12 protein-coding genes are annotated in these 12815 nt (G+C 48.8%); 6 read left to right on the top strand and 6 right to left on the bottom strand.

Annotation, left to right across the window (positions count from 1 at the left end; genetic code table 11):
- The first annotated feature begins 2 nt into the window (after nt 1–2).
- Both H5P27_RS12840 and H5P27_RS12835 read left to right on the top strand, forming a co-directional pair.
- Nucleotides 3–899, top strand: a complete 897-nt coding sequence (locus H5P27_RS12840) for a glycosyltransferase family 8 protein (RefSeq protein WP_185660801.1) — start codon at nt 3–5, stop codon at nt 897–899.
- A gap of 75 nt (nt 900–974) precedes the next feature.
- Nucleotides 975–1673 carry a class I SAM-dependent methyltransferase gene (locus H5P27_RS12835; RefSeq protein ID WP_185660800.1) on the top strand — a complete coding sequence of 233 codons (699 nt, stop codon included), beginning with the start codon at nt 975–977 and terminating at the stop codon, nt 1671–1673.
- Between the two features lie 111 nt (nt 1674–1784).
- Here H5P27_RS12835 and H5P27_RS12830 read toward each other — a convergent pair whose 3' ends face one another.
- The 6 genes from H5P27_RS12830 to H5P27_RS12805 all read right to left on the bottom strand — a co-directional run bounded on the left by H5P27_RS12830 (nt 1785) and on the right by H5P27_RS12805 (nt 9256).
- Nucleotides 1785–3029: an FkbM family methyltransferase gene (locus tag H5P27_RS12830; RefSeq protein WP_185660799.1), complete on the bottom strand. Its 1245-nt coding sequence runs from the start codon at nt 3027–3029 to the stop codon at nt 1785–1787.
- A gap of 172 nt (nt 3030–3201) precedes the next feature.
- Nucleotides 3202–4242: a glycosyltransferase family protein gene (locus tag H5P27_RS12825; protein ID WP_185660798.1), complete on the bottom strand. Its 1041-nt coding sequence runs from the start codon at nt 4240–4242 to the stop codon at nt 3202–3204.
- 47 nt (nt 4243–4289) lie between these two features.
- Nucleotides 4290–5909 (bottom strand): tetratricopeptide repeat protein, encoded by a 1620-nt coding sequence (locus tag H5P27_RS12820; protein ID WP_185660797.1) that lies wholly within the window; start codon nt 5907–5909, stop codon nt 4290–4292.
- 62 nt (nt 5910–5971) lie between these two features.
- Nucleotides 5972–7138: a glycosyltransferase gene (locus H5P27_RS12815; protein WP_185660796.1), complete on the bottom strand. Its 1167-nt coding sequence runs from the start codon at nt 7136–7138 to the stop codon at nt 5972–5974.
- Between the two features lie 7 nt (nt 7139–7145).
- Nucleotides 7146–8270, bottom strand: a complete 1125-nt coding sequence (locus H5P27_RS12810; protein WP_185660795.1) for a glycosyltransferase family 2 protein — start codon at nt 8268–8270, stop codon at nt 7146–7148.
- A 2-nt stretch (nt 8271–8272) separates the two neighbouring features.
- Complete coding sequence (locus H5P27_RS12805) at nt 8273–9256, bottom strand: 6-hydroxymethylpterin diphosphokinase MptE-like protein (protein ID WP_185660794.1); 984 nt, start codon at nt 9254–9256, stop codon at nt 8273–8275.
- Nucleotides 9257–9637: 381 nt separating this feature from the next.
- On the opposite strand from H5P27_RS12805, the gene H5P27_RS12800 reads away from it, so the two are divergent.
- The 4 genes from H5P27_RS12800 (at nt 9638) to H5P27_RS12785 (ending at nt 12814) form a co-directional block, all read left to right on the top strand.
- The gene (locus tag H5P27_RS12800; RefSeq protein WP_185660793.1) at nt 9638–10216 is read left to right on the top strand and encodes a cytidylyltransferase domain-containing protein; all 579 of its coding nucleotides are present in this window, start codon (nt 9638–9640) and stop codon (nt 10214–10216) included.
- A gap of 92 nt (nt 10217–10308) precedes the next feature.
- On the top strand, nt 10309–11136 hold the full coding sequence (locus H5P27_RS12795; protein ID WP_185660792.1) for a hypothetical protein: 828 nt from the start codon (nt 10309–10311) through the stop codon (nt 11134–11136).
- Nucleotides 11136–12398: a tetratricopeptide repeat protein gene (locus tag H5P27_RS12790; protein WP_185660791.1), complete on the top strand. Its 1263-nt coding sequence runs from the start codon at nt 11136–11138 to the stop codon at nt 12396–12398. Before H5P27_RS12795 ends, H5P27_RS12790 begins: the two co-directional genes overlap by 1 nt.
- Nucleotides 12399–12424: 26 nt before the next feature.
- Nucleotides 12425–12814 (top strand): hypothetical protein, encoded by a 390-nt coding sequence (locus tag H5P27_RS12785; protein WP_185660790.1) that lies wholly within the window; start codon nt 12425–12427, stop codon nt 12812–12814.
- Nucleotide 12815 lies beyond the last annotated feature (1 nt).

Genomic DNA, 12815 nt, shown 5'->3' with positions numbered 1-12815 from the left:
AGATGGGAATAAACGTTGCCTGTGCCTGTGACAATTCGTTCGCAATGCCGCTTGCGGTCATGGTTCGATCGATTCTGGATACGCTAAGTTGTTCTGAGAAAATCGAACTATTTGTCTTGGACGGAGGTGTTAGCCCTGAGAATAAGAAAAAGGTATTGAGTTCGTGGGAGGCACATCGAGTCGACGTTAATTGGTTGTCTCCTGAATTGTCTGACATCTCCGGGTTGAGGGTTTCGGGTCATGTCAATCTTTTGACTTATTTTCGGATCCTATTGCCTCGAATGCTGCCGGAGAGAGTTGAGCGAGTTATCTATCTCGACTGCGACATGGTTGTACGAAAAGACCTATCAGTTCTATGGGATACTCCGCTGGGGGATTATGCGCTATGTGCGGTACAAGATATGACTGTGCCTGTTATGAACGCTAGCGAGGGATTGGAAAATTATGAGATGTGTCGGCCGTTCCTATCCCTTGATGTTCCTCTGAACACTTATCGTGAATTGTCCATATCTCCAACTTGTAAGTACTTTAACGCGGGACTGCTGTTCATAAACTTAAAGATGTGGAGAAAGGAGCGGATCGCTGAAAGGGTCTTAAGTTACTTGAGAAACTACAACGAGCGAATTCAGTTTTGGGATCAGGATGGTTTGAATGCCGTATTATATAACCAATGGGGGGAGCTCGATTTGCGTTGGAATCAGATTCCGCACATCTATCGTTACCCCAGTTGGCGTCATAGTCCTTTCGACGAAGTAGATTTTGAACTCGCTCGGAATGAACCTTGGATAATTCATTACGCTGCGTCCGACAAGCCTTGGAATCCAAGGAGCGAACATCCTTTAAAGGGCGAATTTTACGAAACGCTTAAGGGCACACAATGGAGTGATTGGCTACCGTAAGCTTAAGTGTTTTTGTCGTTTAGGTCGATTATTGGGTTTTGGCCAGCCTTATAAAATTTATCAAGTTATCGATATATGAGAGAGTTAAGTCTAAGGGATGAATATATTGCCCAAGTTGTTTCTGGTCGGTCCTTTACAGAAGTTGGAGGATTGTGGGGAGTGGTGAATGAGAAATGTTCGGTTGCCAGTCGGAATGGGGCTGTGTCAATTAAGATGGTCGATATCTTGGCCGAAGACGATCCTCATTGGGTGAAATTTCAAAACCGGATGTCGTCGTTCGGCGTTCAGGACTATAAGTGTATAAGCGCTGACATCGGAAGTCCGGGTTTTGATTGCTCTGTTGTGAAGAGTGATATCGTTCACTGTTCCGGCGTGCTTTACCACCACCCTGACCCGATGCTAATGCTGTCGAAGCTTCGAGAAATGACGGGGGAGTATCTCGTATTAACGTCTGTCATATCTCAGGAACGGGTTGAAAACCGAAAAGGCACTTTCCAGGTGCCACCATCTGGTGTTGTTTTCGTTCCCTCCTTGCGTGATGAGGAGCGTGATGTGCTTAAAGTGTACTGGCAGGAGGATGTAGGAATCGATGTCGCTCGCGGGATAATTGATAAGGTGCCCTATGATTTGTCAAAATCCGGCCCTTGGTGGTGGTTGCCTACTGAAAACGCTTTGCGAAGTATGATTGAAGTGGCTGGTTTCGAAATCGAATCTAGTGACCTCACATGGTCAGGGAATGCCTTAACGTCTTTGCTGAAGATTCGTGACGCATGAACAACTGAGTGTGTGGGGCACCCTTACCATAAGCTCGGTTTTTTCCTTGTTCCACCTCTGTATGAGCAAGCTGGTGTGGAGACATTGGGACGATCTTATCCTTATTAAAATCTATTGCTGAAATACGGATAGAACGGTTGGTTTATTCGGAAGATTTAGCTGGTCTATATGGGCACGGATAGGTTCGACGGAACCGATTGAGCAGATCACGATGGTATCGAGAGAGCTCATTAATGGCCTGTCCTCTGGCGATACTACAAAAAGAGATTTGCTTTCCACTAGCTTCTGGTGGTTTTGATCGATGAAACATATTGGTTGGATTGTTGCTTCCTTAAGGCGCTGCTCTATCCAAGTTCCGTAGCTCCCTGCTCCGTAGATTCCAATTTTTTTCCCACTTAGTTCGGTTAAGCTATATTGCTTTCCGCTTTGGTCTACTAGCTTTTCGAACGGGTCATGATAGAAAAAACTAAGGGCGCTTCTCCACTCGGATATGATCGCTTCTATCTCAGAGGACGGGTGGAGTATGCTATTGTCGGTAAACCGCTTATAGTATGCATCGGCTGAATCGACTAGATCGTGCAAAAGAAGAAGGCCAAGGCAAAGACGGGCATTGGTCTCGTTCCAGAATTTTGATACCCCTATCGTGTCAATACTCCTAAAATAGAGGAAATCACAGAATGCGTGTTGTCCGTTCTGGATCTTTCCAGGTAGGTTTTTGCGGTAGTACCATTTGTTTAGATTATCTTGTTTGAAAAGTTCAAAATCCTGACTGCGGAGGAGTTCGTGGACAGCGCCAAAGCTCTTTTGGTCAGTATAGGATTCGATAAACTCGACTTCCGCTCCAATACAAATGGTATGATCTTCCAGTGTCTTGCTTGCTCCTTCTAGAACCTCGTATGTGAGGCCCTGCACGTCGATCTTCAGGCTTTGAGGGGGTGGAATATTGAAACGGGAGATGGCCTCATCGAGCGGAGTGGTTTGGATAGGGATCTCTTCGACAGTCTCGAATATATCGTCGTCCTTTCCGAAAATAGGGAGGAAGGTGTATCTGTCGGTAACTCGCTTGCAGGGGCGAAGTAGTGATGAAGTGGTAGGTCTTTTGTTTATGTAAAGACGGTTTAGTTCAGATGGACCAATAGCTGTCTCTATGCTGGTACCGAATGCTGAGACCGATGCATTGGGAACTGGCTCAAAATTGACGAGTTTGATGCAGTTGGTTGCGTAGCAATATGGAGGAGGGCAACCTCCCGCCGCACCAAGATCGTGCAGGGTAAAGTTTCCGAATGTTCTGCTAAACTCGGAAAGAGCAGTTTGATTGCTTTCTAGATGTTCCCAGATTCCTGTGAAGTATGGCATGTCGTGTTTGTGGTCTCTTTTGCAATTATTATGGCTTTGGTGCGGCGGCTCTACAGGACTTGAGTGGCTATTTTATGCCCTTTGTTTGATAAGAAAAGGGCTTCCTGGTTTTTGAATGGCAGTCGAATTTTAAGATTTGTACTAAATCCGAATGAAAAATATTGGTATAAACCTATTTGTATATGCCTAAGCCGTTCAATGATGTGAGGATTGATTTCATATAGTAGCTTTTAATGTTGTGGTAGTTTTTCCACGAAGCCCCAGGGAAGTGAACAATTGTGGGCAACACCTCATTCGATTTCATTTTGAATAATCCGTTCTCTTCACGGAGTACGGTGTTTCCCTGATTGCAAAGGTGCATGAGCGATGTGGTGGGGAGGTTACAGAATTTTTCAGGGTTCATGTCACGCAGGAGGCGCATATAATCCTGCTCGTGCCAGAAATCTGAAGGATGTGCATAAAATAAATCCTCTATCCCATTTTCGAACATTATGCTCTTCCATTCATTCATGAGCTGCTCCATTCGATTCGTTCTGGAGAGTATTACTCCTACGTTCAGCTCATGGGCGTTCGGACCCATGGAGAGGTCTTTGCTAAGCTTTTTAGGGTGTAGTCTCGCAGCTAGACGGTTGCTTCTATAGATCCCAGTTCCAGGTGTAATGCTGTTTATTTCGTCTCCTACGTACGCTCTATCGTCATTTACCAATTCAAATAGTTCGGATACAGGGCGTTGAAATATCATGTCTCCATCGCAAAGCAGTATTTTGTCGTAGTCATTACGAATTGAATCAAACAGACTAAGGATTCCTAGTTTGCTAAAGTGTTTGTTCCGGTAGGTTTCGAATAGGGCTTTACCGGTCACCTGCCAAATACGTGTATGCTCTCTATTTGCGATTGCACGGGAGAAAAGTGAAATGGCTGCGACCTCTTTGCATCGCTGTGCAGCGATATCTGAATACGGACTTAAATGGTGACAGGTACTCTGGAAGGCGGTGTTAACGACATTTCTTACGTGTTCGAAAAGTCCGATCTTTTTTGCGAGAGACGATGAAAAAAGAAATTCGATCGGATCGATATGATATTTAATGCCGTCTCTTGAAAGGAAATCCTGAACAGGTTTGGTTAGACTGGTGGATAGGATACATATATCTCCTTTAAAGTTTCCCTTTCTCTCGGAGCGCAGGGTTTCATAGAAGGCTTTAAGCTGGAGCATTTGGCCATCGTTTCCGTTTGCGCAAACTAGAAGTCGTTGTGGAGCTCTCATTGGGGTTTTGCAAAGGAGCAATCTAGTTGCTTTTGGAATGCTCTGAAAAAAGCCTCGTCTTGGTGATCGTTTGATTTGTTTGAAGAAAGAGGCTTGTTGGCAGCGAACGCTATCATGTTTTGGAGGAACTCGTATTCCGCGGATTTCGTTTTCTTCAGGAGTTTAGCGCCAATCGAATGAGGTAGTTTTCCTTCCAGTGCGTAGCTTGAGATCGCTATTTCAGCGTATGGGTCGAAATCGACTTCATCTGCTATTTTATCTGCGAGGTTGAATACGTAGTTTTTTTGTTCGGTCGTGACTAGATGGTTTATAAAGCGTTTCAATCCGCGTTGGCTTATGCGGCTTCTTTCATAGTCTTTTTCATACAAGCTAGTAACGAGTGTGGGATGATATGTTAAAGCGTGATCTGCCAAGGAGGTGAACCAGTCCTTTAAGCTATCGTCCCTCAGGTAGCTGTTCTCGACAATGGAATAGGCCTTTTCTTGTTCTCCGGCCAGAAGAAGGGCGGTCGCATAGTCTAAAGCTTTGGCGGGAGAGGTCCTGCCTGTTTCGAAGTCTTGCCCGCATAGCAGGGCAAGGTCTTCGAACTCTCCCCTTGGGTGGTAATAGATCCAGGCACTTTTAGTGAAGCCGTCCTTGAGAGTCGGATCTGCTTGGTAAGCTCTTTTTACCTGGAGTTTAGCTTGCTCTATGTCACCCGCTCGTGCGTGGGCCTCGGCCAAGTTCAATAGCCAAGGCAGGGAGATTCGGTTTTCCTCTACATCACGAGCGAGTCCAATGATACACTCTTGGTAACGCCCTTGGCCCCAGAAGGCACGCCAATAGCATCTCGAGTATCCATCGCGCAGCTTTGGAGAGGAGTTATAGGCTTGTTCGACAAGTTGGTCAGCCGTTGAGAGGTTACCTACGGTAGCATAGAGCTCGGCAAGATTCAGAAGGGGGTCTGAAGTTATCCGCTTGGTTTTTCGATCATGCTCCATCCATTTGATTGGCGTTTCTGTCTCGCCCGTCTTTTTGAAAAGCTCCCATGCGCAGTTTGCGTATCCGTCCGTAAGGCTAGGATTCTCTAGGTATGCTTTTTGAACTTCAGTCTCAGCCGTTTCTTTGTTTCCCAAAGAGGACTGGACTTGAGCGAGCTTGAGTCGCCAATCTGCACTCAAGCGCCCTTCCTCATCATCTTCCTTGATCCATTGGATCAGTTCCAAACAATTGCCTGTGGGCCAGAAGAGTCGCCAAGCACATCGCGCGCGACCGTCTCTGGCTTGTTCCGATTCTTGGTAGGCCTGCCGCACTATGCTTAGGGCGTGATCTGCGTTGCCCTCTGCTCCCAGGCACTCGGCGTATCGCAACTTCAGTAGCCAGGTTTGTCGTCCTCCTTTAGCGTCTTCTGCGAATAATCTGAGAGCTTCTTGCCTTTGCCCTTTGTACAACAGGTAGAATGCTAAGCGAGACAGCCCATTTCGAAGTGAGGGGTCGTTTTTGTAGGCATGGAGTACAGCTGTTTCCAACTTGGAGATTTCATCGGATCTTGATGGTCCACTCTGTTGGAATTTATCGATCCATCCTTGGTGAACGGAATGGTTTTCGAGTAGTAGTGCTAATTTTGTGTTCACCATAGGAGACTATCGATTTCTTCGCCTGAAAGGTGCTAGCTTTAGTTAAGGATTGCCGGGGTGGCTTAGTAGTCAGAGCGACTTGGCTGCAGTCGTAGTGGGTGCGAAGTTATTTGCGGCTCGCTGTTGCAAGAGTGATTGATTTTCGCATCCAAGTATCCAGGGAATAACGACAAAGACTCTTTCAGTATTGAGAGGGACTTATCTTTTTGTCCCAATTGGGCGTAGGCCACCCCGAGGTTGTTAAGGGTGTCCGCTGAGCGCAGTATTTCAAGGCTGTCCTCTAAAGGTTTGATTGCTAGCTCCGCATTGTTGCATAGCAATGCCAATGTGCCGAGTGTGAAACGGTAGCGCCACCCTTCTGGAACGGCGTAGGGGCCCTGTGGTTCCAGTGTTTCCGAGAGAGATGAGGTTGGGGGGAAGGCTGATTGTAAAAAATCGAAGGCGGCATCGTACTCCTCACGGAAAATAGCCATGGAGACTAAGCCCCAGTGGGTAACTCTTTCGCTGTATCCGCCGTTACGGTACAGCTTTTCCACGAATGAGTAATCGTGCTTCTTGAGAGCCCTTGCGACCATTTTCTTTTGGCGGGCGATGTTGCGCGAGTCGCTTCCGGGGTAGGCGTACATGCGGTATCCTATTTTTTCCGACACGGCCATCTTTGCTCCTGCGGCAATGTAACGAAAGAGAAAATCGCTATCGTCGCCGCCGAATTGCTGATTGTCGTATCCCACTTTTCTGGCGAGCGAAACGTCGAAGGCGATGTGCCCTATACCTGGGAGGTAGTTGCGTTCGAAGAGGCGGGCTTTGTCTTGGTCTCGGCGTATGAAGGAGGGAATAGGGAGATCTCGGAGTTTTTCTCCGCTGGCGCCATCGTACAGCTCCTGACCATCGGTGGCGAACTGGGCTCCGCTGGTTTCAAGGAGTTGATATAGATGGGCGACTCGGCCGGGAAGGAAGCAGTCGTCGGCGTCGCACCAGATGCCGTATTTGCTTTGCACCACGTCCAAGCCTGCATTGCGAGCGTGAGGGACGTTGATGTGTTCATTTGGCGAGACGACCCGCAGCTTGCCGCCCGCGGCGTTTTGGGCGATTTCGACGGTGTTGTCTGAAGAGAAGTCGTCGATTAGGATTATCTCCCGAGCATCTTGATCGAGCAGGGATCGGACGCATCTTTCGATGGTTTGAGAAGCGTCTCTGGCTGGGATCAGGATTGAGATGTCGAGGGGCATTTGAGTATCAGCTGTTAAGACTTTTTAGCTCGTTTTCGATTATCTGCAGATTTTTGAGAAAGGAATCTCTGAGAGAGTTGGCGGTGGCGGCGAGGATCTGTTTTCCGAATGGGTCTTCGAGAACGGAATCGTCGGGCAATGTGGTCGGATCGAAGATGTGTTCGACTTCGTGACATTTTGCGTCGATCTCACCAGCCAGCAGGCATTTGGCTGGTTGATCGAGGGCCAGCGAAATCCCGTTGAAGTCTTTAGGGCCGAAAGTGCCTTTAAGGGCATCGTGGAGTGCTTCCCGAATGATGGTCGCGGAGTTTGATTGTCCGAGCGTTTCGGAGGTAGCGATCGCTCTGGCCGCGTTCGAGATGAGGTAGTCGAAGAGGGCTTTTCTGTTGGGAGCGTTCTCAGGGTAGAAGCGGAAGCGATTTCTCCAGAAATAGTAGGTGGAAAAATGATTGGTTTTCACTTTGCCGCCTCCTACGTGATGAGCCTCTGCCCGGTTGGCGACGGCGACTTTATATTCGTTTTTCCCAGCTCTGTGGCACCATTCGATATCGTCGAAGTAGATGAAGAATTCGGTGTCGAAGTGACCGATTTCTTGGAACACTTCCTTCCGGGCTGCGAGGGCGCAGGCGGGCACGTAGTCTACGAATTCGACCAGCGGCAGCTCTGTGTCTTTGGTGACCGGCTGATCCTTGCGATTGAGTTGGAAAGTGGCGGTTTGCCAGTCCAGATATGCCCCGCATTCTTGGATGATCTCAGGCCGGTCAGCGTGCATGATGCGGGCTCCGCAAATGCCGACCCGAGGGTCCGTCTCCAGGACCTTTAGCATCTGCTCGACTGCGTCAGGCTTAAGAAAGCAATCGCTATCCAACAGCACGATGATATCGCAGGAGCGGCGGACGAGTTCGCTGGATAGTTGGGAGAAGCCGCCGGAACTACCTCCGTTTGTTGGACTGGCGATCAAATCGATCCGCTTGCCGAATTCGCTTTGCAGTCGGTCTATCGAGTTGTCGGTGGAGGCGTTGTCGAGTACGATGAGCTCGTCTGCGGAGCGAGTCTGATTGAGAGCGGCTTTGACCGTCGAACAGACGTCGCCGCTGCGGTTGTAGTTTGGTATGCCGATACCGAGTTTCATTCCTATACGAAGAGTGAATCGAAGTCCACCCTGGGGAAAACGTCGAGCTGAGTGCTTCGGCTGGCGTTGAGGATGCGGACGCCTCTTTCTTCCGCAATGCGCTTGGCAAAAAGGTAGGCCTCTCGAGTTTGTTCGAGGTAGGGTCGATTCCAGGTTTCTCCCGGTTTGCGGTAGTTTGGTGAGAAATGGTTTATCTCTTTCTCGTTGGTGAAAACCTCCCCGTCCGTGCGTTCTGGGAGGATGAAGGAAAAGTCGAGGCCGATGAAGATGATTGTATCGAAGCCCATCTGCATGGCGATCTGCAGGGCCGAGTAGGTGCAGGTGAAGCCGGAGTGAATTAGGAAGGGATCGAAGGAAAAACGCGGCTGATACTGGTCGGGCTTGGGGACGTCGTAGTAGAAAAGTGCGCTTTCCGAATCTGGTTCTCCGAGAACAGGCAAGAGGTAGTCGGGGAAGAACTTTGGGAAACCTGAAAGGGCGTGGATTTCTTCAGTGTTGTGTTGGGCAACCAGATTGTCGTCCACGAGGTAGTAGCTCGGACGGAATTGGGTGTCAGAGAATGTCAGGTAGATCTTGTTGAAGGCGAATGCTAGCTCTTTTTGTTGGTGTAGACGGTCTAGGTCTGCGGTTGTAAGGCTGGGACCGTTGCCAACAATAAATAGCCGTTTGCCTTTGTGAGCTCCTGAAAGATCTGCCCATTTCTTCCGATTTTGAAGGCTGAGCAATGGAGCTTTTATGCGATTTTCATCGATCCCCATTTCAAGCAGTTGTTGGTAGATCGGGTAGGTGGCGGTCGATGAGATTATGACCTCGTCTGGCTCTAGTTTGGGTATCTCCGTAGGGGGGGTTATGGGAATGCCGTGGATCATTTGGTTCCACTTGCTGCTATCGTTATCCGCTACAGCGATTACATCGCCGCGTTTCCGTGCTGCTTCGATGAAAGCAGGAGCGGTCATGCCAGCTCCAAAAAGTACAAGTCTAATCATTTCATCCTGTTCTCTTGGTCCGTTAACCCTCTCTCGCACAGGTGCTGGCATTGGCATCGTTGATGGTCGAAAATCGGATCGTATTTTTGGAAGCGTGCACCTTTTCGAGCTAGGGAGTTTGAAATTCGAATTATATCAACACTGATTTGTAAAAGATGGCTTGTTTCTCGTCGAATCTAGTCACGTTGAAAGAACTGCCTACCCTGATGTTGAATGTTCAATGTTGTATTTTTAACTAATTGAATATCAATGAATAAATGAGGTCTAAGTTTTATTGGCCTCTTGTATGCTGTGTGGTTCTATTAGTTTTCTATGTTCAGTAGGTTCACGCTCCTCATGCTTTGTGAGGAAAAAAATGCCTAGTGTTCACATTTTTTATCTATGTACGTCGTTGGATCAATAATCGCTCGCTTGGGCAGCAAGAGGCTGGCCTACAAGAACCTGTTGCCATTCGCAGGGAAGCCTTTGGTGGGCTTGGGGGTAGAGATCTTACGGCAAGCCAAACTGGTGGATGAAATCGTGGTCTCTACGGAGAGCGAATTGATTGCTCGGGTGGCTTTGGATTTTGGGGCCACGGTCTTGAGGCGTCCTGCTGAGCTAGCGGGAGACGACGTCCCTTCCGTACCGGTTTTTCAGCATATCGTGGAGCATCACCACTGCGATGTGCATGTGAATTTCAATATCAACTTCCCGATGTGCGATCCGGCGGTGATCGATCGTGCGGTGGAACTGGCGGCTCGGGACGGGGAGGCTTTATCCAAGCCGTTTGCGGTGTGGGCCCAGTCGGTCGAGCGTTTGGCCAACTATGAGGATCCGTTCAAGATTCCGTCCGCGATGCGTAGTATCTTCGACGATGTCAGGGCGGGGCCATTGGACGTGCACACGGAGCAGGATTTGCTGGATACCTATCGAGCCTCGCAGGGATTTAAACCCAAAGGTCTTCCGGAGGGTTTCGAATGAGCCGGTCAATTCAAGATAGGGTCGCCAGACTCCGATACAAAATAGTGGGTCATATGCTTCGTTTGCCTCTGAACTCCATTCACTTTAGCCTTATGCTTACTTCAAATCGCATTCTTTCTGTATTCCTTTTATCTGCCACGCTAGCGGAATTGGGAGCGGCTTCGCTGGAGTTGGGGCACATCCGGGCTCGGTCGCGTGGCTGGGTCGAGGATGAAGCTGGCTTGTCTCAAGAATCTGAGACTGTTGATGTGGCTGCATCTGAAGAGGCTTTGGATGATGATTCTTACCTTTCGGAATCGGATAACGATTACGATTATGGTGGCGATGAGTCCGATTATTCAGACGAAACGTCGCCGGTAGAGCTAGAGCCCTTTAAGGTAGGATCTGCGCAGAAGGAGACAGGTCCAGGGCTTGGGGAACGAATCATGAAATCTGTCAATGGATTGATTCTGATCGGTAAACGCGAAAAAGCGCCGAGTTTGCGGAATGGTTACCTGACCATGGACGCTCCGCCGGCCTTACGGTTTTCCGATCTCGATCCGGAGAAGGAACAACAGATTTCGCCTGCTTTGCCTGAGTTCAATATGATTTCGAGCGAGTATCTGCCTTATCTAGTGGAAACGGCTTTGCCCGAAGATGCGATGAACGATCCAGCTATGCTGTCGGAAATCATCATCGAGCTAGAGCCTCACAAGATCGTTTCGGGCAAGATCGACGCGAGTCGGTTCCAGAAAGAGGAGTTGGTGGAGCAGTTCGATATCGAGGAGCAACGTTCCACTGTCTTGCGACCTGAAGAGGTGCTTATCTACTTCGAGACCGACTCGAATACCGGTTCCGCGGGTGCAGTAGTTCCGTTTTCCCCAGCGACTCCGGCCCAAAACACGACAATAAAAAGCTCGGCTACCCTGAAGAAGAAGTAATGAAAAAATCAGCTTTATGTTTTATCGTCGCTGCCTCGCTTTTCTGGCCTTCGTTGGGGGCAGCCTCTTCAAGCTCCTCTTCTGAGGGGGGGCATGGGGCGAGTGCCGATGCCGCCAAAGATCACGGTGAGGAGGGGGCGCACCCTGATCGTATCGTGATTGTTCAGCCTAAGAAGGAGCTCGATCCTGAATTGGCTTCGGAACAGGTAATGCAGTATTATGATGCTGCCATCATCGAATGGAAGGGCGGAGACATAGAGTTTGCGGAAAGCTATTTTGCCGCGGCCCTTGGAGTACCAGTGGAGGTTCCGGAAAAAGAAACAGTATTATCCAAGATGGCAGAGCTCTATGAGGAGAGCGGCATGTTCCCTAAATCTGCCGCGATCTATGAGCGGCTTGCCACGGAGTTTCCCGATAGTCGCCGTTTGCCGGAAGTCTATATGGAACTGGGGGATATCTACCGGAAAATGGGAGCCCAGGAATTGGCGATTTCTCGTTACTACAAGGTTCTGAACTCTTCTTTGAATGTTTCCTTCGACCAGCTGGAAAAATATCGTCAGGTATCGTTGAAGGCGAAATTGGCGATTGCTGAAACTCACAAAGAGAGAGAGGAGTATCAAGAATCCTACCGGCTCTACGAAGCTCTGTTTCGCTTAGAGTTGAAACCAGTTCAACGTCTAAAGGTGCACTACAGGATGTGCTATCTGTTGTACGAGCTTGCCAACTACCAGCGGGCTGTTTCGCAGCTAAAGCTTTTTTTAGAAGAGTATCCGGAAAGTCCTCACAATCCAGAGCTTCGCTATCTTTTGGCGAATTCTTACGAACGCTTAAATCGGAAACCTGAGGCGCTTCGCGAGGTGGTTAGCATCCTGCAGGCTCAGTCTACCACCGCAGGGGAGTATTCAGAAGATGCTGCCTATTGGAAACGGCGCACTGGTAATGAGTTGGCCAATGAGTTTTATGAAAATGGAGATTTCCGGAGCGCTTTGACCATCTATCAGGCCTTGGCTCGTTACAGCGATGATCCTTCTTGGCGTTGGCCGGCTATTCATCAGATTGGCCTTTGCTTTGAACGCCTTGGACTTCCAGAGAAGGCGAAACTTGCCTATGAGGAAATTATAGAGCCTGAGAGTGGCGAAGTCGTGGTTTCTGATATGAGCGAAAATCTACGATCGCTTCATCAAATGGCGAAATGGAGACTTGAACACTTGAATTGGGAGGACGATCTTGTAGCTCGTCTGCAGTTGCTCAAGGCGCAGTAGCTCGAACGTGTTTCCCAATTTAACTTATGGATCCAGAAAAGACCGAGGCGATCTTACGCGAACATATTCGTCTATGTTCAGACTTGCACGATCTCTTCATTGAGGAAGGCCAGATCATGAGGACTACAGCTGCTCCGCCCTCCGAGGAGTTTCTCGAACGGAAAAAGTCCTTTGTGGGAGTCTTGGATAAAGGGCTGCAATTGCTCAAACGAATCAACGAATCGGGAGACCCGATTCCTCGTGGACTCGAGCCCTTGGTAAGGGAATGTAGAGCTAAGATAATGAAGCTCATGATGATTGACCGCGAAAATGAACGCCTTCTCTTGAAAAGTTCATTGCCTCCTAGAATGAAGCAGGCTTATGGCAAGGTGGCCCCTGGCCAAATTGCCAAAGCGTATGGACGCTTCACCAAGTAGA

Source organism: Pelagicoccus albus (genome assembly GCF_014230145.1).
GTDB classification, from domain to species: domain Bacteria; phylum Verrucomicrobiota; class Verrucomicrobiia; order Opitutales; family Opitutaceae; genus Pelagicoccus; species Pelagicoccus albus.
This window is presented reverse-complemented; position numbering and strand designations above follow the sequence as displayed.

Coding starts and splice junctions, on each gene's coding strand:
- H5P27_RS12840 (WP_185660801.1), top strand. CDS start 3: ATGGGAATAAACGTTGCCTGTGCCTGTGACAATTCGTTCGCAATGCCG.
- H5P27_RS12835 (WP_185660800.1), top strand. CDS start 975: ATGAGAGAGTTAAGTCTAAGGGATGAATATATTGCCCAAGTTGTTTCT.
- H5P27_RS12830 (WP_185660799.1), bottom strand. CDS start 3,029: ATGCCATACTTCACAGGAATCTGGGAACATCTAGAAAGCAATCAAACT.
- H5P27_RS12825 (WP_185660798.1), bottom strand. CDS start 4,242: ATGCTCCAGCTTAAAGCCTTCTATGAAACCCTGCGCTCCGAGAGAAAG.
- H5P27_RS12820 (WP_185660797.1), bottom strand. CDS start 5,909: ATGGTGAACACAAAATTAGCACTACTACTCGAAAACCATTCCGTTCAC.
- H5P27_RS12815 (WP_185660796.1), bottom strand. CDS start 7,138: ATGCCCCTCGACATCTCAATCCTGATCCCAGCCAGAGACGCTTCTCAA.
- H5P27_RS12810 (WP_185660795.1), bottom strand. CDS start 8,270: ATGAAACTCGGTATCGGCATACCAAACTACAACCGCAGCGGCGACGTC.
- H5P27_RS12805 (WP_185660794.1), bottom strand. CDS start 9,256: ATGATTAGACTTGTACTTTTTGGAGCTGGCATGACCGCTCCTGCTTTC.
- H5P27_RS12800 (WP_185660793.1), top strand. CDS start 9,638: ATGTACGTCGTTGGATCAATAATCGCTCGCTTGGGCAGCAAGAGGCTG.
- H5P27_RS12795 (WP_185660792.1), top strand. CDS start 10,309: ATGCTTACTTCAAATCGCATTCTTTCTGTATTCCTTTTATCTGCCACG.
- H5P27_RS12790 (WP_185660791.1), top strand. CDS start 11,136: ATGAAAAAATCAGCTTTATGTTTTATCGTCGCTGCCTCGCTTTTCTGG.
- H5P27_RS12785 (WP_185660790.1), top strand. CDS start 12,425: ATGGATCCAGAAAAGACCGAGGCGATCTTACGCGAACATATTCGTCTA.